This is a genomic window from Rhizobium tibeticum, from assembly GCF_900110205.1.
GTDB lineage: Bacteria > Pseudomonadota > Alphaproteobacteria > Rhizobiales > Rhizobiaceae > Rhizobium > Rhizobium tibeticum.
The window spans coordinates 210,690-233,831 of the sequence record NZ_FOCV01000004.1 but is presented as its reverse complement, the minus strand read 5'-3'; the positions used below and the strand labels follow the sequence as shown (position 1 = coordinate 233,831).

At 59.8% G+C, this 23,142-nt stretch carries 25 protein-coding genes; 16 read left to right on the top strand and 9 right to left on the bottom strand.

Annotated elements, in window-relative coordinates:
- Positions 1-69 precede the first annotated feature (69 nt).
- Entirely contained in the window at positions 70-663 is a 594-nt protein-coding gene (locus BSG20_RS06540; protein ID WP_072372497.1) for an NUDIX domain-containing protein, read from the bottom strand.
- Entirely contained in the window at positions 660-2,798 is a 2,139-nt protein-coding gene (locus BSG20_RS06535; protein ID WP_072372495.1) for a molybdopterin-containing oxidoreductase family protein, read from the bottom strand. The genes BSG20_RS06540 and BSG20_RS06535 overlap by 4 nt, the downstream gene beginning before the upstream one ends.
- 83 nt (positions 2,799-2,881) lie before the next feature.
- On the opposite strand from BSG20_RS06535, the gene BSG20_RS06530 reads away from it, so the two are divergent.
- On the top strand, positions 2,882-3,751 hold the full coding sequence (locus BSG20_RS06530) for a 23S rRNA (adenine(2030)-N(6))-methyltransferase RlmJ (protein WP_072372492.1): 870 nt from the start codon (positions 2,882-2,884) through the stop codon (positions 3,749-3,751).
- A 58-nt stretch (positions 3,752-3,809) separates the two neighbouring features.
- Positions 3,810-4,406 carry a glutathione S-transferase gene (locus BSG20_RS06525; protein ID WP_072372489.1) on the top strand — a complete coding sequence of 199 codons (597 nt, stop codon included), beginning with the start codon at positions 3,810-3,812 and terminating at the stop codon, positions 4,404-4,406.
- Here BSG20_RS06525 and BSG20_RS06520 read toward each other — a convergent pair.
- Positions 4,397-5,302, bottom strand: coding sequence for a LysR family transcriptional regulator (locus BSG20_RS06520; protein WP_072372486.1), 906 nt, complete (start codon positions 5,300-5,302; stop codon positions 4,397-4,399). The two genes, BSG20_RS06525 and BSG20_RS06520, sit on opposite strands and share 10 nt — an antisense overlap.
- Positions 5,303-5,415: 113 nt before the next feature.
- On the opposite strand from BSG20_RS06520, the gene BSG20_RS06515 reads away from it, so the two are divergent.
- Positions 5,416-6,258: an oxidoreductase gene (locus tag BSG20_RS06515; RefSeq protein ID WP_072372483.1), complete on the top strand. Its 843-nt coding sequence runs from the start codon at positions 5,416-5,418 to the stop codon at positions 6,256-6,258.
- A gap of 66 nt (positions 6,259-6,324) precedes the next feature.
- Here BSG20_RS06515 and BSG20_RS06510 read toward each other — a convergent pair whose 3' ends face one another.
- A complete protein-coding gene (locus tag BSG20_RS06510; RefSeq protein ID WP_024316500.1) occupies positions 6,325-6,960 on the bottom strand; it encodes an outer membrane protein in 636 nt (211 codons plus the stop codon).
- 362 nt (positions 6,961-7,322) lie between these two features.
- On the opposite strand from BSG20_RS06510, the gene BSG20_RS06505 reads away from it, so the two are divergent.
- The 5 genes from BSG20_RS06505 (at position 7,323) to BSG20_RS06485 (ending at position 11,547) form a co-directional block, all read left to right on the top strand.
- Complete coding sequence (locus tag BSG20_RS06505) at positions 7,323-8,090, top strand: SDR family oxidoreductase (RefSeq protein ID WP_072372692.1); 768 nt, start codon at positions 7,323-7,325, stop codon at positions 8,088-8,090.
- Positions 8,087-10,126 carry an excinuclease ABC subunit UvrC gene (gene uvrC / locus BSG20_RS06500; RefSeq protein WP_072372480.1) on the top strand — a complete coding sequence of 680 codons (2,040 nt, stop codon included), beginning with the start codon at positions 8,087-8,089 and terminating at the stop codon, positions 10,124-10,126. Before BSG20_RS06505 ends, uvrC begins: the two co-directional genes overlap by 4 nt.
- A 110-nt stretch (positions 10,127-10,236) precedes the next feature.
- A complete protein-coding gene (pgsA, locus tag BSG20_RS06495; protein WP_024316497.1) occupies positions 10,237-10,827 on the top strand; it encodes a CDP-diacylglycerol--glycerol-3-phosphate 3-phosphatidyltransferase in 591 nt (196 codons plus the stop codon).
- The gene (moaD, locus tag BSG20_RS06490; protein ID WP_072372478.1) at positions 10,824-11,078 is read left to right on the top strand and encodes a molybdopterin converting factor subunit 1; all 255 of its coding nucleotides are present in this window, start codon (positions 10,824-10,826) and stop codon (positions 11,076-11,078) included. Before pgsA ends, moaD begins: the two co-directional genes overlap by 4 nt.
- A gap of 1 nt (position 11,079) precedes the next feature.
- Positions 11,080-11,547 carry a molybdenum cofactor biosynthesis protein MoaE gene (locus BSG20_RS06485; RefSeq protein ID WP_072372475.1) on the top strand — a complete coding sequence of 156 codons (468 nt, stop codon included), beginning with the start codon at positions 11,080-11,082 and terminating at the stop codon, positions 11,545-11,547.
- On the opposite strand, the gene BSG20_RS06480 is transcribed toward BSG20_RS06485, so the two are convergent.
- Positions 11,548-12,444, bottom strand: coding sequence for a branched-chain amino acid ABC transporter permease (locus BSG20_RS06480; protein WP_072372689.1), 897 nt, complete (start codon positions 12,442-12,444; stop codon positions 11,548-11,550).
- A gap of 64 nt (positions 12,445-12,508) precedes the next feature.
- Here BSG20_RS06480 and BSG20_RS06475 point away from each other — a divergent pair, with 64 nt between their 5' ends.
- Together BSG20_RS06475 and BSG20_RS06470 are read left to right on the top strand one after the other, a co-directional pair.
- Positions 12,509-13,060, top strand: a complete 552-nt coding sequence (locus BSG20_RS06475; RefSeq protein ID WP_072372472.1) for a CGNR zinc finger domain-containing protein — start codon at positions 12,509-12,511, stop codon at positions 13,058-13,060.
- Complete coding sequence (locus BSG20_RS06470) at positions 13,057-13,560, top strand: hypothetical protein (RefSeq protein WP_072372469.1); 504 nt, start codon at positions 13,057-13,059, stop codon at positions 13,558-13,560. Before BSG20_RS06475 ends, BSG20_RS06470 begins: the two co-directional genes overlap by 4 nt.
- Positions 13,561-13,629: 69 nt before the next feature.
- Here BSG20_RS06470 and ndk read toward each other — a convergent pair whose 3' ends face one another.
- Complete coding sequence (ndk, locus tag BSG20_RS06465; protein ID WP_072372466.1) at positions 13,630-14,052, bottom strand: nucleoside-diphosphate kinase; 423 nt, start codon at positions 14,050-14,052, stop codon at positions 13,630-13,632.
- A 362-nt stretch (positions 14,053-14,414) separates the two neighbouring features.
- On the opposite strand from ndk, the gene BSG20_RS06460 reads away from it, so the two are divergent.
- Positions 14,415-15,464, top strand: coding sequence for a GGDEF domain-containing protein (locus BSG20_RS06460; RefSeq protein ID WP_177309816.1), 1,050 nt, complete (start codon positions 14,415-14,417; stop codon positions 15,462-15,464).
- Positions 15,465-15,591: 127 nt separating this feature from the next.
- Here the strand turns inward: BSG20_RS06460 and BSG20_RS36345 are convergent, their stop codons facing one another.
- Positions 15,592-15,729 (bottom strand): hypothetical protein, encoded by a 138-nt coding sequence (locus BSG20_RS36345; protein ID WP_167371546.1) that lies wholly within the window; start codon positions 15,727-15,729, stop codon positions 15,592-15,594.
- Here BSG20_RS36345 and BSG20_RS06455 point away from each other — a divergent pair.
- From BSG20_RS06455 to BSG20_RS06440, 4 genes are all read left to right on the top strand, one after another.
- Positions 15,728-17,611, top strand: coding sequence for an ABC-F family ATP-binding cassette domain-containing protein (locus tag BSG20_RS06455; protein ID WP_072372463.1), 1,884 nt, complete (start codon positions 15,728-15,730; stop codon positions 17,609-17,611). The two genes, BSG20_RS36345 and BSG20_RS06455, sit on opposite strands and share 2 nt — an antisense overlap.
- 128 nt (positions 17,612-17,739) lie before the next feature.
- Entirely contained in the window at positions 17,740-18,576 is an 837-nt protein-coding gene (locus tag BSG20_RS06450; protein WP_072372460.1) for a polysaccharide deacetylase family protein, read from the top strand.
- Between the two features lie 97 nt (positions 18,577-18,673).
- On the top strand, positions 18,674-19,600 hold the full coding sequence (locus BSG20_RS06445) for a Gfo/Idh/MocA family protein (RefSeq protein WP_072372458.1): 927 nt from the start codon (positions 18,674-18,676) through the stop codon (positions 19,598-19,600).
- A gap of 61 nt (positions 19,601-19,661) precedes the next feature.
- A complete protein-coding gene (locus BSG20_RS06440; RefSeq protein WP_072372455.1) occupies positions 19,662-20,210 on the top strand; it encodes a GrpB family protein in 549 nt (182 codons plus the stop codon).
- A gap of 3 nt (positions 20,211-20,213) precedes the next feature.
- On the opposite strand, the gene BSG20_RS06435 is transcribed toward BSG20_RS06440, so the two are convergent.
- Positions 20,214-20,663, bottom strand: a complete 450-nt coding sequence (locus BSG20_RS06435) for a DNA polymerase III subunit chi (protein WP_072372452.1) — start codon at positions 20,661-20,663, stop codon at positions 20,214-20,216.
- Positions 20,660-22,153: a leucyl aminopeptidase gene (locus BSG20_RS06430; protein ID WP_072372449.1), complete on the bottom strand. Its 1,494-nt coding sequence runs from the start codon at positions 22,151-22,153 to the stop codon at positions 20,660-20,662. Before BSG20_RS06430 ends, BSG20_RS06435 begins: the two co-directional genes overlap by 4 nt.
- A gap of 175 nt (positions 22,154-22,328) precedes the next feature.
- Here BSG20_RS06430 and BSG20_RS06425 point away from each other — a divergent pair, with 175 nt between their 5' ends.
- On the top strand, positions 22,329-23,111 hold the full coding sequence (locus BSG20_RS06425) for a phosphatase PAP2 family protein (RefSeq protein WP_244541268.1): 783 nt from the start codon (positions 22,329-22,331) through the stop codon (positions 23,109-23,111).
- Positions 23,112-23,142: the final 31 nt, after the last annotated feature.

Genomic DNA, 23,142 nt, shown 5'->3' with positions numbered 1-23,142 from the left:
ACCGCTCGCAGTAATCGACGCGAAGCTAAAGCTTGCTGCCGGGGCGGAACATTTGCAGCCGATTTCGCTTTAGCTCAACAACTCGCGGTTCAATATCGCCCACTGCAGCAATATGATCGTCTTTGCGTCGGCGATCTCGCCCTGCTCGACCATCGCTATCGCCTTGCCGAGCGGCACTTGCAGAACTTCGATGTCCTCATGCTCCTCGGCAAGCCCACCGCCGTTCGATACGCGATCGGTCGTATCGATCGATGCGGCGAAAAAATGCAGCAGTTCCATGCTCGAGCCCGGCGAGCTGTAAGCCTTGAAGAGGAAGCGCACGTCGCGGACGCGGAAGCCGGTCTCTTCCATGGCTTCCCGGCGAATCGCGGTCTCCGGCTCGTCGCCATCGAGCAGCCCCGCCGGCGTCTCGATAATCCACGCCGGCTCATCGTGAAGGTAGACTGGCAGCCGGAACTGCCGGACCAGCACGACCGTGTCCCGCTTGGGATCGTAGAGCAGGATCGTTGCTGCCGGCGTACGATGGTAGACCTCGCGCTTCAGCCTATGGGTCTCGCCGTCGGAATCCGTGTAGTCGATCTGGTAGCCGCTGAGGCGTGTCCAACCGTTCGAGAGCGTCTTTTCGTGGACGATCTCGACTTTTGCCTTTTCGAACTTCGTCATGCGGCATCCCTGCGAAGCCAGACCTTGTTGTCGTGAATCGCCGCACCGCCATATGGCGCGACAGGGTCGGCTCCGGTCAGCACGTTGATGCCTTCACCGTCGACATGCGCCTTATTCGGCCAGAGGCCTTCGGCGATCAGTACGCCCGGCTTAACCTCGTCGGTGATGCGCACGTGGATGCGCAGGTCGCCGCGGCTGTTACCGATCCGCACCAGGTCGCCATGCTCGATGCCGCCCGCGGCAGCATCAGCCGGATTCATCATCAGCTCCGGTCGTCCTTCCTTCTGGCGCGAAGTCCTTGTCTCCGAGAAGCTCGAATTCAGGAAGTTGCGCGCCGGCGACGTCGCCAGGCGGAACGGATGCTCGGCATCCGCCACTTCGATGACGTCCACCTGATCCGGGAACGGCGGCAGTTGCTCGTGCGGGCCGAGAGCACCAACGGCAGCAGGCGGTTTGTTCGGTGCGGGATCGTTGACCCAGTCGGGCCGGAAATGGAACTTACTATCCGGATGTGCGAATCCGTTGAGGAAGTGCGCGTCCTCGAAAGCTGGCTGGCGATCGAACCATTTGTGCTCGAGGAAATGATCGTAGCCTGGCAGGTTGCTGGCTTCGAGAACCCGATCGACCATTTCGCGTGCGGTGAAGCCAAAGCCCGGGCGGTCGTCGACGCCGAGACGCTTTGCCAACTCCTCGATCACGAACAGGTTCGTTCGCACGCTCGGCGGCGGCTCGACCAACTTGGGACCGAGGAGGATGTGGTTCTGGCCGCCGGCGCGATAGATGTCGTCATGCTCGACGAACATCGTCGCCGGGATGACGATATCGGCCATCTCGGCCGTTTCCGTCATGAACTGCTCGTGCACAGCGACGAAGAGATCGTCGCGGGCAAAGCCGCGCTTGACCAGCCGCTGCTCGGGGGCGATGTTCACAGGATTGGTGTTCTGGATCAGCATGGCTGTTACGGGTCCGCGATGGCGCAGCGCCACGGCATCGCCCGTCAGCGCACGGCCGATCTGCGACTGGTCGATCATGCGGATATCCGCATCCTTCATCGACTTGCCAGTCAACTCCGCATTGTTCATGCGGAAGATATCGCTGTTCGAATGGAAGGCCCCGCCGCCCTCATATTGCCAGGAGCCCAGGACGGTGGCGATGGAGGCGGCTGCGTGCATGGCAACCGCGCCGTTGCGCTGGCGGGTAAAGCCGTAGCCAAGACGGAAATAGGTCTTCTTCGTCGTGCCTAGAAGCCGTGCGAAGGCCTCGATCTCATCGACGGACAGACCAGTGATGGCGGCAGCCCATTCCGGCGTCTTGGTTTTCAGATGCGTTTCCAGGCCGCTTGGATCGTCGGCATATTGGGCCATGTAGTCGCGATCTGCGTAGCCGTCGCGGAAGGCGACATGCATTGCCGCACAGGCAAGTGCCGCGTCCGTGCCCGGCTTGACGATCAGCGCCATGTCGGCCTGCTTCATCGTCGGATTGTCATAGATATCGATGGCAACGATCTTGGCGCCGCGCTCCTTGCGGGACTTGATGGCGTGGGTCATCACGTTGACCTGCGTGGACACTGCGTTTGTGCCCCAGATCACGACGCAATCGGTGCGGCCCATCTCGCGGGGATCAGGTCCGCGCAGTGTCCCCGTCGCCATGGTGAAGCCGGTCCAGGCCGGATTGGTGCAAATCGACGAGAAGAAACCGGAGTAGCGCTTGGCGTGACGCAGGCGATCGATCGAGTCGCGCTGCACCCAGCCCATCGTGCCGGCGTAGTAATAGGGCCAGATCGCCTCGCTGCCGTCCCTGGCTTCGGCTTTGACGAACGCTTCGGCGATTTCGTCCAGCGCATCGTCCCAGGAGATCTGCTGCCACTGCCCTGCCCCCTTGGCGCCCGTCCGGCGCAGTGGGTGCATCAGCCGGTCGGGATGATAGAGACGCTCGGCATAGCGTGCAACCTTCGCGCAGATGACGCCTGAGGTGTAGCTATGGTCGTTTGCGCCGCGCACACGACCGATGCGACCGTCCTCGTTGATTTCCACCTCCAGCGCGCAGGTGGAGGGACAGTCGTGCGGACAGGCGGTGTGACCGAGCCTGAGGTTCGACTTGGCGGATTTGGCGTGAATGGGGGTCGCAATATTCATAGGTTTTCTATATTCGAACCGGCAACCGGCCAAAAGCCACAAATGACGCCGATCAGGCGAATTCATCACGGGCATCAGCGAAAATGAACTACCGCCACATCTACCACGCGGGCAATTTTGCCGATGTGCTCAAACACGCCGTTCTGGCGCGGCTGATCCGCTACCTTCAGAAAAAGGACGCGGCCTTTCGCGTGCTTGATACCCATGCGGGTATAGGGCTTTACGATTTGTCCTCCGAGGAGGCCCAAAAGACCGGCGAATGGCGCGACGGCATCGGTAAGCTGCTGGAAGCCGACCTCGCTCCGCAGGTCGCGGAACTGCTGGAGCCTTACCTTTCCGCCGTCCGCGAGTTGAACCCGGAGGACGGCATCCGCTTTTATCCTGGCTCTCCGAAGCTTTCGCGCATGCTGTTTCGCCCGCAGGACAGGCTTTCCGCCATGGAACTGCATCCCGAGGATTTCGCACGGCTGCATCGGCTCTTCGAGGGCGATCATCATGCACGCATCACCGAGCTTGACGGCTGGCTGTCGCTCGGCGCGCATCTGCCGCCGAAGGAAAAGCGCGGCATCGTTCTCGTCGATCCGCCTTTCGAGGAGGACGGCGAATACGAACGGCTGGTGGATGGCTTGGCGAAGGCATACCGCCGTTTCCCCGGCGGCACCTATTGCCTTTGGTATCCGCTGAAGAAGGGCGCGCCGATCAAGGAATTCCATGAGGCACTACAGGCCCTCGATATTTCGAAGATGCTCTGCGCCGAACTCAGCGTGCGCAGCGACCGCGGCATCACAGGGCTGACCGGCTCCGGACTGATCGTCGTCAATCCGCCGTTTACGCTGAAGGACGAACTGCACGTGTTGCTTCCTGCGCTCAAGGACCACCTCGCACAGGACCGATACGCCTCGCATCGCGCGCTCTGGCTACGCGGCGAGAGCAAGGCGGCAAAGGACGGTTGACCGACTCTTGCCGGCGCGAAATAGTCGCGCCGAAACATCACCATATGGAAAAGCGACCATGAAGATCCTTTGCGCACCGACGTCTCCCTATTCCAGCAAGGTACGCATGGCCGCGCGCTACCTAGAACTCGATGCCGTTGAAATCCGGGTGGATACCAACGCCGGTCCGGCACTCCTGGTCGATAACAATCCGCTCGGCAAAATCCCGACGCTGCTGACCGACGACGGGCTGTCGATCTTCGACAGCGTCGCCATCATGCACTATTTCCACCGGCTGAAAGGCAAGAAGCTCTACCCCTCCAAGAACGGCAAACGGACGGAGGCGGAAATCCTCGAGGCGCTATGCGACGGCATTTGCGATTGCCTGCTGGCAATCGTCTACGAGCGACGCTTCCGTGACGAAGAAAAGGTGCACCAACCCTGGATCGACCGCCAGTGGAAGAAGGCAGTCAGCGGCCTGAACCATCTCAGCGTGCACCTGCCGAACATCGGCAAGCGGCTGCACGGCGGCCACTTCGCGCTCGCAGCGACGCTCGGTTACCTCGACCTGCGTTTCAAGGGACAGTGGGAAACCGACCATCCAGAACTCATCGGCTGGTGCCGCGAATTCGAAAAGAAATTCGCCGCCTACAAAGAATTGAAACCTCAAACCTGAGGCGGGGCTCTGTCGACCTTCACGAAATCCACGAAGGCGCGCAGCGCCGTCGGCAACTGCCGGCGGCTCGGATAATAGAGGAAGAAGCCCGGATAGAAGGGGCACCAGTCTTCCAGCACGCGTATCAGCCTGCCATCGGCCACCGCACTTTGGACCTGCTCCTCGAAAAGATATCCGAGACCGCAACCGTGCAGCACGGCATCTAGGATGATGTCCTGATCGCCCAACGTCAGAGGGCCTGCAACCTCGATCTCCAGTTCGATCCCGCCGCGTTCGAACTCCCATCGATAGAACGCGCCTCCGGCAAAGCGGTAGCGTATGCATTCGTGATCGCGCAGGTCACGTGGCGTCACCGGCTTGGCCCTGTTCTCGAAATAGCTTGGCGCAGCAACCACCGCGAAACGATGGCGCGGACCGATACGCACGGCGATCATATCGGCGGCTACGCTTTCACCAAACCTTACACCGGCGTCGAAACCCGATGACACCGTGTCGACGAGCGCGTCGTCGATGACGATCTCGACCTCGACGGAGGGATAGGCCTTCAGGAAGCGGGAAACGATGGGCAACAGAACAAGCTTGGTGGAAGCTCGCGCCGCATTGATGCGCAGCTTGCCATACGGTTGGCCGCGAAAGCTGTTGAGGTCTTCAAGTGCCGCGTCGATGTCGAGGAATGCCGGGCGGATGCGGTCGAACAGCCGCTCGCCGGCCTCGGTCAAGGCCACCCCGCGGGTCGTCCGGTTGACCAGGCGAACCTCCAGCCGCTCTTCGATCGCCCTCAATGCATGGCTGAGGGCGGAGGCTGTAACACCCAGTTCGACGGATGCCTTCCGGAAGCTTCGGTGATGTGCGATCGCAAGGAAGATCGCCAGATCGGTGGAGCGCACACGCTTCATTGATGAACTTTTCTCAGTAAGCCATGAAACACAGCGTAGATTCTCTCAACTATGCCAATACGCTACCTTCACTCCGTAGGCAAATCGCAGCGCAACGGACAAAGGAGATCGTCATGCGTGTTTGGTTCATCACAGGGGCATCGCGTGGTTTCGGCGCCCTCATCGCCCAAGAGGCCCTCGATGCCGGCGACGCCGTCGTCGCGACGGCGCGCAACCCGAGGGGCCTTGAGGAGAAGTTCGGCAATCATCGCAATCTGCTCGCCGTATCATTGGATGTGACCGATGAAGCCTCTGCGCACAAGGCAGCGGAAGCGGCCGTCAAGCGCTTCGGCCGGATCGACGTGCTGCTCAACAATGCCGGCTTCGGCCTGCGTGGTGCCGTGGAAGAAGCGACCACGGAAGAGATCGAGAGGCTCTACGCAACGAACGTGTTTGGCCTCTTGAAGGTTACCCGCGCGGTGCTGCCGCACATGCGTCGCCAGCGCTTTGGGCACGTGCTCAACATCTCGTCCATCGGCGGCTACGAGTCCCATGCCGGCTGGGGGGTCTATTGCTCGACCAAGTTCGCAGTCGAGGGCCTGTCTGAGGCGCTGGCCGCCGAAGTGGCCCCGCTGGGCATCAAGGTGACGATCGTCGAGCCCGGCTTCTTCCGCACCGACTTCCTGGACGAGAGCTCTCTCGCCGTCAGCCCGAGTTCGATCGCTGACTACCAGGAAACGCCTGTCGGCGCGATGCGCGAATTCGCTGCCGGTCATAACCACCAGCAGCCCGGCGACCCTGCTCGCCTTGCGAAGGCAATGGTCACACTGGCGCATTCGCAAAACCCGCCGCTGCGCATGCCGTTCGGCAGCGATACCGTGGCGGTGATCGAAGCGAAGAACGAACATGTCGCGAAGGAACTCGCCGCATGGCGTGAGCTTGCAGCTTCGACTGACTTCCCAAAGCAGGACGCTTGAGGGTTCATCTGACAAACAAAAAAAGCCGGGCTAGAGAGCCCGGCTTTTCGTATTTCGATGTTCGGCTTAGAACTTGACGCCGATACCGACCTTGACGCTGTGTTCGTCGTAACCGCGCGAAATGTTCGCGCCACCGACGTTGAAGTCGCTGTCAGCGTAGTTGGTGTAACGGTACTCGACACGTGCCGTGATGTTGTTGGTCACGAAGGTTTCTGCACCCGCGCCAACCGTGTAACCGAGCGACGTGTCGGTGTCAGAGCCGGCGGCGTTGCTGAACTTGTTCTTGGTGGCGGCAAGACCGGCCGTACCATACAGCAGGAACGGGTTCAGATCGTAGCCGATACGGCCGCGAATCGAGCCGTTGACTTCGTTCTTGCCCTCGCCGCCGCCAGCGGCGCCGTCAGCACCGGAATAGCCGATGTCGGCTTCGGCACCGTAAACGATCTGGCCAGCCTGCCAGTTGTAACCGGAATAGATCTGACCGCCGAGAGCACGAGCGTTGTACTTGTCGCCGAAGCCACCGAGGTTGTAGGTGCCGGCGCCACCGAGGTAGAAGCCCTGCCAGTTGCCTGCCGGCGTTACCGGTTCATTCTGTGCAACCGGAGCTTCCGGGATCTGGTCAACGGCATCAGCTGCATAAGCGGCGGAAAACCCGCCAAGGGCAACGGTCGAAACCAACAGGCTAGCAATAAATGTACGCATACTCGTCTCCTTTCAGACCCGCGTCCTTCGTCAACTGTCTTATAGCGAAGCATTCGCGGGCTATTACAAATGTCCCTTGCGGTTCGGAACGGAAATTGATGCCCAATTGAGGATTTGAAAGAGCCAAATTGTGATTTGATTGTGGCGCCTGAATGGCTGAAATTCGATGTTGCTTTGCCGCAACAGAATATTTGTTAACCATAACGAATGGTTAAATCATGGATACTTATTTAAGGAAAATATATTCTTAAATAATACATACAATAATTCCCACAGCATCGCAATCAAAACGCCTATTTATCTGCCCTTCGCTGCAGCCTATATAAGCAGCGAACAGAGTTTCGCGGCGAAAAGGCATGATTTTGAACGAGAAAAGACTTCGGACGGCACTCGTGACCGGGGCGGCCAAAAGAATAGGCAGGGCGATAGTCGAGGATCTGGCCGCGAATGGCTTTTCGGTCGCGATCCACGCCAGTCGTTCGATTGAGGCAGCCGAGAATTTCGCGGCGGAACTGCGGCGAAGCGGTTCTCGGGCGGTCGCCGTGCAAGCTGACCTCGAGAAAATTGACGAGACAAGCGATCTGATAAGGAAGGTCTCAGAGACGCTTGGACCGATCGATCTGCTCGTCAATAACGCCTCCGTTTTCCACGAAGATTCCGTCCGCCATATCGATGCCAAGGCCTGGGACGAGCATTTCGCCGTCCATGTCCGAGCGCCCTCGATTCTCTCGGCGAACTTTGCGGCGCAACTGCCCGAAGAGACGTACGGGCTGGTCGTCAACGTCATCGACCAGCGCGTCTGGGCGCTACGACCGAGCTTCTATTCCTATACATTATCAAAATCGGCCCTGTGGACGGCGACACAAACCATGGCGCAGGCGCTCGCGCCGCGCATTCGCGTCAACGCCATCGGCCCCGGTCCCTCGATGCCGAGCGAGCGGCAGTCGCAAGAAGACTTCCAAGCGCAGGTTTCCGCGCTTATCCTCAAGCAAGGGCCAAAGCTCGAGGAATTCGGCAAAACAATTCGCTTCCTCTACGAAATGCCCTCGATCACCGGTCAAATGATTGCTCTCGACGGCGGCCAGCATCTTGCCTGGCAGACGCCCGATGTGGCGGAGATTATGGAATGAATTCAAGAAAGCTGCCCGACGGCGGCGTTCTTTACGACGAAACGGACGAAAACGACGACGATATCGACGTGGAGAGTGAGGCCTCCGCTGCGCCGATTTCGGCTGCGATCGATTGGAATGAAGGCGGGGTCAACGAAACCGGCCTCGCCGGTGCCGAACTGATTGCCGAATTCGTCAAACGGCTGCCGAACAGCCCGGGCGTCTACCGCATGTTCAACGAGGCCGGCGACGTTCTTTACGTCGGCAAGGCCCGCAGCCTCAAGAAGCGCGTTAGCAACTACGCGCTCGGCCGCGTGCACTCGAACCGCATCGCCCAGATGGTGCGACTGACGGCGAACATGGAGTTCGTGACGACGCGCACCGAGACCGAAGCGCTGCTCTTGGAAGCGAATCTGATCAAACGTTTGCGGCCACGCTTTAATGTGCTGCTGCGCGACGACAAGTCGTTTCCCTACATCCTGATCACGGGTGATCATCGCGCCCCGGCGATCTTCAAGCACCGTGGCGCCCGTGCCCGCAAGGGCGACTATTTTGGGCCCTTTGCGTCAGCCGGCGCCGTGGGACGTACGATCAACTCGCTGCAGCGCGCCTTCCTCATTCGGACCTGTACCGACAGCGTCTTCGAAACACGCACCCGCCCCTGTCTTCTCTATCAGATCAAGCGTTGTTCCGGCCCGTGCACGCATGAGGTCAGCGACGAGGGATACGCCGAGCTCGTTCAGGAGGCCAAGGACTTCCTTTCCGGCAAGAGCCAGAAGGTCAAGGAACATATGGCGGAGGCGATGAACCTCGCGGCGGACGATCTCGACTTCGAACGCGCCGCCGTCTATCGCGACCGTTTGGCCTCGCTCTCGCATGTTTCCAGCCACCAGGGCATCAATCCGGCAGGCGTGGAAGAGGCGGATGTCTTTGCGATCCATCATGAAGGCGGCATCTCCTGCATCCAGGTGTTCTTCTTCCGCACCGGACAGAACTGGGGTAACCGCGCCTATTTCCCGAAGGCCGACCCGCAGCTGTCGGCTGCCGAGGTGATGAACGCCTTCCTGGCCCAGTTCTACGACGACAAGCCGGTGCCGAAGCAGATCCTGCTCTCGGAGACGATAGAAGAGATCGAACTGCTTGCGGCCGCGCTCGGCGAAAAAGCCGGACACAAGGTGTCCATCCTCGTGCCACAGCGCGGAGAGAAGCGTGATCTGGTCGAGCACGTGATCGCCAACGCGCGCGAGGCGCACGGCCGGAAGCTCGCTGAAACGGCCTCGCAGTCACGCCTGCTCGAGGGTTTCAAGGAGACGTTCGGGCTTCCCTATGTGCCCCAGCGCGTCGAGATCTACGACAACTCCCACATCATGGGCACCAATGCCGTCGGCGGCATGGTCGTCGCGGGGCCGGAAGGCTTCGTGAAGAACCAGTACCGAAAGTTCAACATCAAATCGACCGACATCACGCCGGGCGACGACTTCGGCATGATGCGCGAGGTGATGACGCGCCGCTTTTCCCGGCTACTCAAGGAAGAGGGAATTCCTGACCGCAGCCAGCCGGCATCGCTGGCGGATGCAGCCGATATGCCCTTCCCCGCTTGGCCTGATGTGATCCTGATCGACGGCGGACAGGGACAGATGACGGCCGTGCGCGCCATCCTCGAGGACTTGGGGATTACCGACAGCGTGATCGCCATCGGCGTGGCCAAAGGCGTCGACAGAGACGCCGGGCGCGAGCGTTTCTTCCCGCCGGGACGCGAGAGCTTCACCTTGCCGCCACGCGACCCCGTCCTCTATTTCATTCAGCGCATGCGCGACGAAGCGCACCGCTTCGCCATCGGCTCGCATCGCGCCCGGCGTAAGAAGGAGATGGTCAAGAATCCGCTCGACGAGATCGGCGGGATCGGGCCGTCGCGCAAGCGCGCCCTGCTGCAGCATTTCGGAACCGCCAAGGCGGTCTCCCGCGCCGCCCTTTCCGACCTGATGGCCGTCGAGGGTATTTCGGAGACCGTCGCCAAGCAGGTTTACAACCATTTTCACGACGACGCCGCGAAATAGGTGGAGACGGTCGCAAATTCCACGCAAAGGCAGCGAAAAAACAGAAAGAATGTTGACGCTTTGCGGTCAAAGCCGTCATCTACGGGCACATCACTTCAGAGATATGTTTCATGGCATCGCGCGCATACAATATACCGAACCTGCTGACCTACGGCCGCATTCTGGCAGTGCCGCTGATCGTGCTGTGCTTCTTTCTCGAAGGAAAGCTGGCGATCAGCAACACGGCCCGATGGGTGGCGCTGTGGATCTTCGTTATCGCGTCGATTACCGACTTTCTCGACGGCTATCTCGCCCGCATCTGGAATCAGACATCGAACATCGGCCGGATGCTCGATCCGATCGCCGACAAGCTGCTGGTCGCGTCCATTCTGCTGCTGGTCGCAGCGGATCAGACGATTGCCGGCTGGTCCATCTGGGCGGCGATCACCATTCTCTGCCGCGAGATCCTGGTTTCGGGCCTGCGCGAATATCTGGCGGCCCTCAAGGTCAGCGTGCCTGTGACCCGGATTGCCAAGTGGAAGACCACGGTGCAGCTGGTCGCGATCGCGTTCCTGCTCGCTGGTCCTGCTGGCGACGAAGTGTTCCCTTATACGACGAAGACAGGCATCGGTCTTCTCTGGATCGCAGCGATTCTGACGATCTACACTGGCTACGACTATTTCCGGGCCGGCCTGAAACACATCGTGGATGATGAAGAATGACAAAGCTCGTCTATTTCGCCTGGGTGCGCGAGCGGATCGGTAAGGCTGAAGAAGACATCGCCCTGCCCGCTTCCGTCGTCACCGTCGCTGATCTTCTGAATCATTTGAAGACGATGGGCGAAGAATATGAGACCGCGCTTCAGTTTCCCGATGTCATTCGCGTCGCGATCGACCAGGAGCACGTCGACCACGACGAGCCGATCGGCAACGCCAGGGAGATCGGTATTTTCCCGCCGATGACCGGAGGCTGACGTGAGCAGCAAGGTCCAGCCGCATATCCGCGTCCAGCGCGAGGACTTCGACCTGCAGGCTGAAGTCGACCGGATCAGCACCCGCACCGACGGTGTTGGCGCGATCGTCACGTTCTCAGGCTTGTGCCGTGACGAGGGCGGAACGCTTGCAGCACTTGAACTCGAACATTATCCGGGGATGGCCGAAGCGGAGATGACACGGATTGCAGGCCTTGCGATCGAACGTTTCGGGCTCCTCGGCCTGACAGCCATCCACCGCTACGGCAAGATCGCCGCGCAGGGGAATATCGTGCTTGTCATCGCCGCAGCGCCGCACAGGCAGGCTGCATTCGACGGTGCGAATTTCGTGATGGACTATCTGAAGACCGCCGCTCCTTTCTGGAAGAAGGAGCACGGCAAGGATGGCTTCACGGGCGAATGGGTTGCCGCCAGGGACGCGGATGACGCTGCACGCGACAAGTGGAAATAGTCAGGGTATGGCCCGCTCCCTCCTGCTGAGAACGAGAAGAAGCACAAGCAGCGAGAAGACCACGAGGTCGCGCCAGAGGTAGGGGCCGTAGGCGCTCCACATCGTCTCCGCGACACCGAGACCGGCGGCCCCGGCGGCCGACTTCAACGGGTCCGAATATCCGCCGACAGCTGCGACCATCAAAACCTTGAGGCCGAACATCAGGCCGGCGCCGAAATCCATCGTGCCGTAGTAGAAGGTGGCGAGGATGCCACATGCCGTGGCGATCAAGCCTGCCGAAGCGTAGGCGATGAGGAACACGCGATCGGCGCTGGTGCCGCAGAGTTCTGCTGCTAGGGGATCGTCGGTAACCGCGCGCCACAAACGCCCCCAGGACGTGCCCCACATGACGACAACGCCGAGCGCCATCATGGCACACATCAATCCGGTATTGATGAGTTGGATCTCCGTGAGCGTCACCTTGAACGCCCCGTCGCTCCAGAACACGACGGCCCTGTTCAGGAAAGGCGAAAGCCACAGGCTTTTCGTGTCGGATGCAAGCCTGGCCGTTTCCATGAGGACGATGGTGATGCCAAGTGCCGCCACGATCACAGTATTCGACGACTGGCGCACCAGCGGCAGCATGATGGAGCGCCCGATCCAGATTGCCGCCAGCATCGAATAGATAACCGAGAACAGAGCCCCCAGTGCCAGCGCCGCCGGCAGGATCAGCCAGAGCCTGTTGTAGCCTAGATCGGTGAAGAGCAGCAAAATCTGACCCGAGAAGGCGAAGATCGCCCCATAGGTGATATCGGCGCGCTTGGTGACCCCAAAGGCGATGGCGTAGCCGAACGCAAGCGCAGCGTAGAGTGCAGCCACAGGGACCGCGTTCGCCAATTGCTGCAGCAGATAGGCCATGAAGAACTCCCGATTGCAAGAAATCATAACTAGCAAAACTTATTTTACCAGTTATATTTTCATCATGAGCTTCTCCTGGACCCCACACCGCTTTTCCGGAGGCGCATTGGCACTGGATGTCGCCAACAGCGTCGTCCTGAGGCATGACGAGACGCGACGGATCGACCGCTTCGAAGCACCCGCCCAACTGGAAACCTTTCCGCAGGCTGCAGCGGAGTTCTGCGCGGAGCGTGCGATCTTCGGTGACATGGTTGCTCCGGCCCCAGATAACAGAAGGAACTTCCTGGAGTTGCGTGAGGCGACGGACAGGTATTTCCGGGCTCGCGTTTCAGGCGATGATGACGATCAGCTGCTCGCCGACCTTCTGGAGGCGCTGGCCCGCACGCTGCATGGTGCCAATGGAGCAAACGGACTCGACGTAGCAACCTCGCATTCCGTGTTACGGCTCATCGCGATGCCTGACCCCGAACGTATGAAGGTCTGCCGCAATTGCGGCTGGCTCTTCATCGACCGCAGCAAAAATAGAAGTCGCGCCTGGTGCGACATGGCGGTGTGCGGCAATCGCGCCAAGGCGAACCGGCATTATCGCCGGAGGAAAGAGGAGGAAGCGCCATGAAAGCGATATTGATGGCCGTGCTGCTTGCAACTGCAGTGCTGAGCGGATGCCAGCGAGAGACCGACAAGTTTGTCGAGGTCAGCGGACGCGTCTTCGTTTTCAACTACCGGATCGCGATCGCGACCTATGTCGTGACACTTAACAAGAAGGCCCCTATCCCGGAAGGCGCTGTCGCCATCGCGGAATTCGAGAACCCTGCGGGCGGCGACGTGTTGGTGACGAATGAAAAGATCTACCCGTTCTGGGACAAGATCACGCTTCAGAGCCCTGCAATTCATTGCGTCAAGAAGGACAAGCCTTACGCCGTGAGCGTTCGTCTTGTCGACGCCAAGGGAGAGACATTGCAAAGCCTGAAGACCGAGGTGATTTCGAGCCTTGACCAGTCTGTCATGCCCGGCAAGCCGCTGGTCGTTGGTCCGCTCTATACGAAGAATCCTGAGGTCTTCAAACCGGACGGCACTGTGGACTACGATTCCGCCGCGACCTGCCCTTCAACGTAAAAAGCCGGAGCAGAGCCCCGGCTTTCAGAGTCAATTCAACACCTTCAGCGGATTCGCTGAGAGCCTGTCTCAGCCGACGATTTCAGTGTCGGAGAACCAGTACTTGATTTCCTGAGCAGCGGTTTCCGGGGCGTCCGAGCCGTGAACCGAGTTTTCGCCGATCGACAGGGCGTGTGTCTTGCGGATCGTGCCTTCGTCAGCGTTGGCCGGGTTGGTCGCACCCATGACTTCGCGGTTCTTGAGGATCGCGTTTTCGCCTTCCAGAACCTGGACGATGGTCGGGCCGGAGGTCATGGTTTCAACGAGTTCACCGAAGAACGCGCGATCCTTGTGAACGGCGTAGAAGCCTTCGGCTTCGCGCTTGCTCATCCAGACGCGCTTGGAAGCGACGACGCGCAGGCCGGCGTCTTCGAGAATCTTGGTGATCGCGCCCGTCAGGTTGCGCTTCGTTGCGTCCGGCTTGATCATCGAGAAGGTGCGTTCAATCGCCATTGGTCAAAATCCTTTATTCCGTGGGAAAAGTGGGCGGTGTTTACCCGCCTGATAGCCCGAAAACAAGTGGGCATCGGCAATTTCACGCCGCTGTCACGAAACGATTGCCTGTCGCCGCAGAGCAGACGCGCGCAGGTCTGCTGTCCAGACGACGACCTTCCCATCGGACGGCATCGCATTCGTCTCGATCAAGTTCCGCTGTTCTTCGCGACAGTAAATGCGCAATGGATACTATGCATTAACTGCATTTCACCGTTTCGCGCCGCGACTTCAACTACAAGCGCAGAATTTAAGCTATCTTAAGCGCGATAGTTGCATAGAGAACCAACCGCCGGTCATATCGTCGGAACGAGGGGATCGTCATGCGAACTGCGCCGAACTCACAGGTACAACGCGAAGCCGCACCACGTCCGGCTGCCCCGACGGATATCCAGCGGATCGCGCAGCATATGGCAAGGCTTGCGATCGCCGGCCTGCCTCGCAACTATGAGCTTTTGCACGAGGCGATCATCGGCCAGAACGCCGGCCTGGCGCAGGATATCGCGGCGCTCGGCCCGAGCCCGCGGCAAGCGTCTCTCGACGGGCTGGGCCTGAAGTACCGGCTTGTCAGCCATTGCGGTCTCGCCAGCGAAGTCTCTCATGGCGAGACTAGCAAGTTGCTGCGGGAAGCAGCGGAGCGGCTTTCGGAAAGCCTACGCCAAAAGCAGGCATTCGTACGCGCTGCAGAAACAGCATTGCAATCCATCGCAGGCAATCTGGAGCAGAGCCTCTGCTCGTTCATGAGCGAGATGGAGTATCTATCGACCTCTCTCTCCACCGTGTTGGCTTCGGAAAAGGATATCGAGGCCCGGCTGAGGAGCGACGTCGAGCGCCTGGAAACAATTGAGCTTGGCATTGCAGCCGCTCATTGCGCGTCGGCCACCGACAAGCTCACCGGGATTCCCAACCGCATCGCGCTCAACAAGGCAATCGCAGATCTCTATGATCGCGAGGAAGGCGCCTCGGGCAATGCCCTGATCATGGTCGATGTCGACGACTTCAAGGCAGTCAGTACCCGCTACGGCACGCAGGTCGGCACCCGGTTGCTGAAGAAACTTGCGGATCTCTTTCGCAAGTCGATCAAGAAAAACGATCTTGTTGCGCGGACTGATGGCCATGAATTCGCGTTTCTGTTTGCCAATGTCGGTATGCAGGAGGCCCTGGCGATTGCCGATCGGCTGCGCGCCTCCGTGGAAGATCACCTGGCTTTTGCGACCTCTGACAACACCGCGCCTGCCAAGCTTACGATTTCGCTCGGGATTGCATTGAGCGCTGACGCAGCGACGGCATCGCAGCTGCAGGCGAATGCGCGCGTCGCACTGCACGCGGCCCAATCAAACCGGCGCCAGCCCGTGCAAGCCTTCGGGCGCTGAGCGCCAGGCTCAGGCTTTCATCCGCCCCAGTACGGCGACTTCAACGCGCGACCACCACGAGAATATGGCGTTGCGGGACATGAATGCCAAACCGTGCCGGTATCGCACGGGCTTATCGCCGAAGCAATCACGGCGCGCAATTTCCTTCAGCACACGCCACTTGGTAAAAGATTACGGCGGCGATGTAACTTTCCACCATATCGCGCCATCCGGCTTCGCCGCCGCCCTTGCCTTCGGGCAAGAGTTCCGCCAAAACCCGGCGCATGATCACGATTTCCGATATTTCCGCACGTGTTGCCGGCCGCCTGCTTCTCGATCACGCCAGCGTTTCGCTGCCGGCCGGCGCAAAGGCCGGACTGGTTGGCCGCAACGGTGCGGGCAAGTCCACGCTTTTTCGGGTCATCACCGGCGATTTGGCTTCGGAAAGCGGTTCGGTATCGATCCCGAAAAATGCTCGCATCGGTCAGGTGGCGCAGGAAGCACCGGGAACGGAAGACGCGCTGATTGAAATCGTACTGGCAGCCGACAAGGAGCGCTCGGCCTTGCTGGTGGAGGCGGAAAATGCCACAGATCCGCACCGCATCGCCGAAATCCAGATGCGACTGGTCGATATCGACGCGCATTCCGCGGAAGCGCGTGCCGCCAGCATCCTCGCGGGCCTCGGCTTCGATCAGGAAGCGCAGTCGCGATCGGCCTCGTCCTTCTCTGGCGGCTGGCGGATGCGCGTCGCCCTCGCGGCCGTCCTATTCTCCGAGCCCGACCTGCTGCTCCTCGACGAACCGACCAACTATCTCGACCTCGAAGGCACTTTGTGGCTCGAGGACTATGTGCGCCGTTATCCGCATACGGTCATCATCATCAGCCACGACCGGGACCTGCTGAACAACGCCGTCAATTCGATCGTTCATCTCGACCAGAAGAAGCTCACCTTCTATCGCGGCGGATACGACCAGTTCGAACGGCAAAAGGCCGAGGCTGACGAGTTGCAGACCAAGGCACGGGCAAAGAACGAGGTTGCGCGCAAACACTTGCAGAGCTTCATCGACCGCTTCAAGGCAAAGGCTTCAAAGGCGCGCCAGGCGCAGAGCCGCGTCAAGGCGCTGGAGCGCATGGGCACGGTGGCCGCCGTCATCGAGGATCACGTCCAGCCGATCACCTTCCCGGAGCCGGAAAAGCAGCCGGCCTCCCCGATCGTTGCCATCAGCGGCGGCGCGGTCGGCTATGAGCCCGGCAAGCCGATCTTGAGAGGCCTGAACCTGCGCATCGACAACGACGATCGCATCGCACTGCTCGGCTCTAACGGCAACGGCAAATCCACGTTCGCGAAATTCATTTCCGGTCGCCTGTTAGCAGAGGCGGGAGAAGTCAAGCTCGCGCCGACCCTGAAGATCGGCTTCTTCGCGCAGCATCAACTCGAGGATCTGATCCCCGACCAGTCACCCGTCGAGCATGTGCGCCGCTTGATGCCGGACGCGCCGGAAGCGAAGGTGCGAGCGCGCGTCGCCCAGATGGGCCTTGCAACCGAAAAGATGTCCACCGCGGCAAAGGATCTCTCCGGTGGCGAGAAGGCCCGCTTGCTGATGGGTCTCGCTGCCTTCCACGCGCCGAATCTGCTGATTCTCGACGAGCCGACGAACCACCTCGACATCGACAGCCGGCGGGCACTCATCGAAGCGCTCAATGACTACGAGGGTGCCGTCATCCTGATCTCGCACGATCGCCATCTCATCGAGGCGACGGTCGATCGATTGTGGCTCGTCAACAATGGTACCGTGACGACTTTCGAAGGCGATATGGACGAGTATCGCGACCTCGTCGTCGCGTCGGGCAAAAAGAAAGATGAAAAGCCTCAACTCGCTGAAGAGTTCGCCTCGAAGGCGGACCAGCGCAAGCTGAATGCCGAGAAACGCGCGTCGCTTGCGCCGCTCAAGAAAAAGATCAACGAAATCGAATCCTTGACCGGCAAGCTGGAGAAACTGATTCAGGCGCTTGATGCAGAACTTGCAGATCCGCTGCTCTATGAAAAGGCGCCCGCGAAAGCTGCCGAAAAAGCCAAGCAGCGCGGCGAAGCCGCCGCAAAGCTCGCGGCTGCTGAAGAGCAGTGGCTGGAGCTTTCGTCGGAATACGAAGAAGCCATGGCGGGATAGCCACAGCCGCCGGCGGAAGCTTGTCGGATTAAGCACTATTCGGCAATCTCGGGGCGATCGAAACCGATCGTTAACCATAATCATCAAGGTTGTCTCAACATTCATGACTGATTTGTTGAGCCCCTTTCATGCATCGCTTCGCCTTCCTTTCCAGTCTCATCTTGAGCGTGGCCCTGGCCGGCTGCCAAACCACCAAGCGGCCTGCGCCTTCGCCAGACACGACGATCAAGACCTCCTCCATCGTCGCACAGGAAGGCAGCCAGATCGCGGAAACGGAAGGTCGTCTAACCCAAATGTCTCACGACACGCGCCCCCATCACCTCGCCGGCCGAACACTGACGGTCGCTTCGGGTCACGACCTGCACTTGCAGGATAAGGAGGTCATCCTCAGCTTCGATGACGGCCCCATTCCTGGCCGGACGGACCGCGTGCTCGCGACACTGGACCAGTTTGGCGTCAAGGGCGCTTTCATGATGGTCGGCGAAATGGCGGAACTGCATCCGGAGCTTGCTCGCAAGGTCGCCATGGAAGGCAACACGATCGGAAGCCACACTTATCGGCACGACAATCTGGCGACGCTGGCCTTCGACATGGCGATGAAAGAGATCACGCGCGGCGCGGCAGCCGTCACCAAGGCGACCGGTGTCGACGTCAACTTTTTTCGCTTTCCATACCTTGCCGACAGCCACAAGCTTCGCGCCGCCGTTGCAATGCGCGACATGGTCGTGATGGATGTGGATGTGGACAGCAAGGACTACCTCAACACATCGCCTGCGACCATAACCAAGCGGACGATGGACCTGCTGCACAGGCGCGGCCGCGGCATCATTCTCATGCACGACATCCACAATCGCACCGCGACAATGCTGCCGACGCTTCTTTCAACGCTCGAGGCCGAGGGGTATAAGGTCGTAACGCTGCAGTTCGAGAAGCCGACAGCGCCCGCCGAGATGGCGTCTCTCTGATGGGGCCCATCGACGCTTGCCCGCCGGTTTCTTTCTGTTAAAACAGGCGCAAAATAAATCATACTTTTGAGCGAAACACCGAACGCGAGCCACCAGCATGTCACCTATCAACCTCGCCATCGTCGGCGTCGGCAAGATCGTCCGCGACCAGCACCTTCCCTCGATCGCCAAAAATCCCGACTTCGAGCTCGTTGCAACGGCGAGCCGTCACGGCACCGTCGAAGGCATCCAGAGCTTCACCACGATCGATGCAATGCTCGATGCAGTCCCGGCGGTCGATGCCGTTTCGCTGTGCATGCCGCCGCAGTATCGCTACGAAGCCGCCCACAAGGCGCTTTCCGCCGGCAAGCACGTCTTCCTCGAAAAACCTCCGGGCGCAACGCTGAGCGAAGTGGCCGATCTTGAAAGTCTCGCGGCAAGCAAGGGCGTTTCACTGTTTGCGAGCTGGCATTCGCGCTATGCAGCGGCCGTCGAAGCCACGAAGTCCTTCCTCGCCTCGACGACGATCAAGAGCGTTCACGTCATCTGGAAGGAAGACGTTCGCCATTGGCATCCGAACCAGGACTGGATCTGGCAGGCCGGTGGGCTCGGCGTTTTCGATCCGGGAATCAACGCCCTTTCAATCGTCACTCACATTCTGCCGAAAGCAATCTTCCTGACGGGCGCAACGCTCGAATTTCCGGAAAATCGCGACGCACCGATTGCTGCCGATCTGCATTTCAAGAACGCTGAAGACGTACCTGTTCATGCCGAGTTCGACTGGCGACAGACGGGCAAGCAGAGCTGGGACATCCTCGCGGAAACCGAAGCCGGCCATGTGCAGCTTGCCGAAGGCGGATCCAAGCTGTCGATCAATGGCGAACTGAAATTCTCGGCGCCGGAAGAGGAATACCCAGCGCTCTACCGTCGCTTCGCCGAAATCGTCAAAGCCGGCAAATCCGACGTCGATCTCGCGCCTCTTCGCCATGTTGCCGATGCCTTCATGCTCGGCAAGCGCAAATTCGTCGACGCGTTTCACGATTGATAGAAACGTGCCGAACCTCCTAATATTGTGAAGGGCTCACGGTCTGTCACGGAGGTTCGGCATGCGAGACGATGCGTCTTACGGTCTTGGGTTGAAGAACATGACGGTTTCTCTCGCCGAACCCAATACCCTGTGGCAACAAGCCTATGCCAACGAGGCACACGCCATCCGACAGGCGCTCGGAGACATCGCGATCAGTATTCAGCACGTCGGCAGTACTGCCATTCCTGGCATCAAGGCGAAGCCGATCATCGACATACTTGTCGGTGTCAAGCATTTGGACGATGGCTTGTGCTGCATCGGCCCGATGGAAGCAATCGGCTATGACTATGCCGGTGACAACATCGTTCCTGATGACCATATTTTCGGCCGCGGCATCAAAAATGAAAGCCGCACCCATCTGGTCCATGTCGTGGAGTATCGCGGTGACAACTGGAAGCGGATGATCGCCTTTCGCGACGCCCTGCGCGGCGATGCGCGGCTCGCACGTGCCTACGAGCAACTGAAGGTTGGCTTGGCCGGCGAGCATGCAGAAAGCCGCGCGCAATATACCAGGGCAAAGCAGGCTTTCATCGACGAGGTCGTGGTAGCTTCCGGCCTGGGCCAGTAGAGTTCAAGCCTTCTTCTCCCATCGCCCCTCGGGTGTTTGCTGCCAGTATGTCAGGCTGTGCCCCTCACCTTTCAGCTTCTTCCATTGCGCGCGGGCACCTTCCAGCTGCTCCTGGTCGTAACCATCGAACATGAAAACGATCCGCTGATAGGTTTCGACCGGCGGTGGCTCTGCACCATCGACGATAAACCGAACTGTCGCGGCGTTGGCATTCCCTTCGGAAACGGTGAGGAGAACCGGCTGACTTACTGCGAAGTCCCCCTCATCGGTGCCATGCGGCAGGAAGCTATCCTCCCGAAATGTCCACAGATGCTGATCAAGCAGGTCGCGCCGCGCCGCATCCTTGAGCTGCACGGCAACCCGCCAGCCGCGCTCGACGCTTTTTTCGAGCAGCGGCGGAAGGGCGTCCTCCAGCTTGGATTCCGTCAGATGATAGAACAGGACTTCCGTCATGACTCGTAGTTGGCACGCACCAGCTCATCAAGCAGGCGCACACCGTAGCCGGAACCCCAGGACTGATTGATCTCGTCCTGCGGTGAGCCCATTGCTGTTCCCGCGATGTCGAGGTGCGCCCAAGGCGTGTCCTGCACAAACCGTTTCAGGAAATGAGCCGCGGTGATCGAGCCCGCATGGCGGCCGCCGGTGTTCTTCATGTCAGCGAACTTGCTGTCGATCAGCTTGTCATATTCTTTACCGAGCGGCATGCGCCAGAGCTTCTCGCTCGTCGTCAGTCCAGCCGCAGTCAGTTGTTCAGAGAGCGCGTCATCATTCGAGAACAGACCGGCATGGACGTTGCCGAGCGCAACAAGAATCGCGCCCGTCAAGGTTGCCAAATTGATCATGAATTTGGGCTTGAAGCGGTCGTTGCAATACCAGAGCGCATCACACAGCACGAGCCGGCCCTCGGCATCGGTATTGATGACCTCGATCGTCTGGCCAGACATGGAGGTGACGATGTCGCCGGGGCGCTGGGCGTTTCCGTCGGGCATGTTCTCGACGAGGCCGATGATGCCCACGGCGTTCACGGCCGCCTTGCGCGCCGCGAGGACATGCATCAGGCCGGTGACGGCCGCAGCGCCACCCATGTCGCCTTTCATTTCCTCCATGCCGGCAGCGGGCTTGATCGAGATGCCACCGGTGTCAAAAACGACGCCCTTGCCAATGAAGGCGATCGGGCTTTCGCCGCTCTTGCCGCCTTTCCACTGCATGACTGCCAGTCGCGGAGGCCTGACGGAGCCTTGCGCCACGCCTAGCAGCGCACCCATACCAAGCTTCTGCATCTCCTTCTCGGTGAGGATTTCAACCTCAACGCCGAGCTTTTCCAGGTCGCTTGCCTTGGCTGCGAACTCCACAGGACCCAGAACATTCGGCGGCTCATTCACGAGATCGCGAGCCAGATTGACCCCTGCGGCGACAGCTTCGGAGACCCTGAAGGCCTCGGCGGCATCGGTCGCATTGGCGATAACGATCGTCACCGCCACCCGTCCATTCCGGTTATTGCCGTCCTCGTCCTTCTTTTTGGTCTTGTAAGTGTCGAAGCTGTAGGCACGCAATAGCATTCCAAGCGCAAAATCCGCCGCCTCTTTGGCGCCAACGCCGGCACCCGGCGCATCGACGAAGATCGCGACCTTTTCAGCCTTCTTGATCTTGGACGCAGCGACCCCACCGGCCTTCAGCCAATCGTGAGCGGTGAGTTCCTCCGGCTTGCCGAGGCCGACAACAATAAGCCGCTCGGCAGTTGAACCTTCGGGAGCGACGAGATCCAATACGGTCGTCGGCTTGGCGGAGAAGCCGGCGATCTTTGCGGCTCTGGCGATCACGCCAGCGGGGTCAGCGACCTTGGCTCCGGCGGCAAGATCGGCTCCGCCTGCCTGCAGCAGAATCGCGTAGCCACCGACGATATCGGCGGACGTCTCAAATGAAATATCGAACTTGGCTGACATATCTTCTCCAGTGGGATTTTCCTAAATCCGCTCCACCCGATCATTTCGGGTTTCACCCCCGAAGACAAGTCTTCGGCCCGACGATGTGGCTGCTTGACTAGCCGCGAACTCGTTAAAGGGATGTCATCATTGGCGCATATTCCTCTGGTGGAATTGAGTCCACAGGAATTGCATGGTGATTTCGACATTAGGATTATCGAGGGCGCGAGCAACTTGGCGTTTCGCTGCATCGAACGACGCTCCCGCCCGTGCATTTATCGGTCTGCTCTGTCTCTGGTGGCTGCTGCTTTTGCTGTTCAATGCCTTTCCCCAGATCGATATCTACGCATCTAAACACTTTTTTGTGCAGGAAGCCTGCAAGGCCGCAGCCACTGTTGGCGGAACCTGCGGGTATTTTCCCTACCGGCAAGAAACCTACCTCGGGCTGCTGAGGATTCTCTTTTTCCGGCTGCCATATCTCATCGCCCCCATGATGCTGTGGAAACTAGCGGTGTGCTATTGGCACTGTGGAACCACCTTCAATGTCGCACGCGCGCGCGCATTCAAGGTCGCTCTCGGCTCGCTGATCATCGGCCCGGTGATCCTGGTGAATGTCCTCCTCAAGGCACACTGGGGCAGACCGCGGCCTTGGCAGACTCTCGATTTCGGCGGCCACCTCGACTTCGTGCACGCAGGCTCCATGGCCGGAAAATGCATGTCGAACTGCTCCTTCGTTTCCGGCGAAGCGGCGGGCGCCGGCTGGGTCTTCTGTCTCATTTTCCTGATACCGCAGCCAGCGCGTTCCGCCCTTGCCCTCCCCCTTTCCGCGGTCTCGTTTCTGGCACCCGCCATGCGGGTTGCTTTCGGCGCGCACTATCTTTCCGACGTGATCCTCGGATGGCTTTCGTCCATTGTTATCTTCGCAGGTCTTCTCGCTCTCACCGATTCGCCACAGGGCAAAAAAAAATCTGAAATTTGAATGAATTTTCGACGCTGGCTTGTCGCAAAAG

Bases quoted from the DNA above. Each gene is read 5' to 3' on its own strand.
- BSG20_RS06540 (WP_072372497.1), bottom strand. From the start codon at position 663: ATGACGAAGTTCGAAAAGGCAAAAGTCGAGATCGTCCACGAAAAGACG.
- BSG20_RS06535 (WP_072372495.1), bottom strand. From the start codon at position 2,798: ATGAATATTGCGACCCCCATTCACGCCAAATCCGCCAAGTCGAACCTC.
- BSG20_RS06530 (WP_072372492.1), top strand. From the start codon at position 2,882: ATGAACTACCGCCACATCTACCACGCGGGCAATTTTGCCGATGTGCTC.
- BSG20_RS06525 (WP_072372489.1), top strand. From the start codon at position 3,810: ATGAAGATCCTTTGCGCACCGACGTCTCCCTATTCCAGCAAGGTACGC.
- BSG20_RS06520 (WP_072372486.1), bottom strand. From the start codon at position 5,302: ATGAAGCGTGTGCGCTCCACCGATCTGGCGATCTTCCTTGCGATCGCA.
- BSG20_RS06515 (WP_072372483.1), top strand. From the start codon at position 5,416: ATGCGTGTTTGGTTCATCACAGGGGCATCGCGTGGTTTCGGCGCCCTC.
- BSG20_RS06510 (WP_024316500.1), bottom strand. From the start codon at position 6,960: ATGCGTACATTTATTGCTAGCCTGTTGGTTTCGACCGTTGCCCTTGGC.
- uvrC (WP_072372480.1), top strand. From the start codon at position 8,087: ATGAATTCAAGAAAGCTGCCCGACGGCGGCGTTCTTTACGACGAAACG.
- pgsA (WP_024316497.1), top strand. From the start codon at position 10,237: ATGGCATCGCGCGCATACAATATACCGAACCTGCTGACCTACGGCCGC.
- moaD (WP_072372478.1), top strand. From the start codon at position 10,824: ATGACAAAGCTCGTCTATTTCGCCTGGGTGCGCGAGCGGATCGGTAAG.
- BSG20_RS06480 (WP_072372689.1), bottom strand. From the start codon at position 12,444: ATGGCCTATCTGCTGCAGCAATTGGCGAACGCGGTCCCTGTGGCTGCA.
- BSG20_RS06475 (WP_072372472.1), top strand. From the start codon at position 12,509: ATGAGCTTCTCCTGGACCCCACACCGCTTTTCCGGAGGCGCATTGGCA.
- BSG20_RS06470 (WP_072372469.1), top strand. From the start codon at position 13,057: ATGAAAGCGATATTGATGGCCGTGCTGCTTGCAACTGCAGTGCTGAGC.
- ndk (WP_072372466.1), bottom strand. From the start codon at position 14,052: ATGGCGATTGAACGCACCTTCTCGATGATCAAGCCGGACGCAACGAAG.
- BSG20_RS06460 (WP_177309816.1), top strand. From the start codon at position 14,415: ATGCGAACTGCGCCGAACTCACAGGTACAACGCGAAGCCGCACCACGT.
- BSG20_RS06455 (WP_072372463.1), top strand. From the start codon at position 15,728: ATGATCACGATTTCCGATATTTCCGCACGTGTTGCCGGCCGCCTGCTT.
- BSG20_RS36345 (WP_167371546.1), bottom strand. From the start codon at position 15,729: ATGCGCCGGGTTTTGGCGGAACTCTTGCCCGAAGGCAAGGGCGGCGGC.
- BSG20_RS06450 (WP_072372460.1), top strand. From the start codon at position 17,740: ATGCATCGCTTCGCCTTCCTTTCCAGTCTCATCTTGAGCGTGGCCCTG.
- BSG20_RS06445 (WP_072372458.1), top strand. From the start codon at position 18,674: ATGTCACCTATCAACCTCGCCATCGTCGGCGTCGGCAAGATCGTCCGC.
- BSG20_RS06440 (WP_072372455.1), top strand. From the start codon at position 19,662: ATGCGAGACGATGCGTCTTACGGTCTTGGGTTGAAGAACATGACGGTT.
- BSG20_RS06435 (WP_072372452.1), bottom strand. From the start codon at position 20,663: ATGACGGAAGTCCTGTTCTATCATCTGACGGAATCCAAGCTGGAGGAC.
- BSG20_RS06430 (WP_072372449.1), bottom strand. From the start codon at position 22,153: ATGTCAGCCAAGTTCGATATTTCATTTGAGACGTCCGCCGATATCGTC.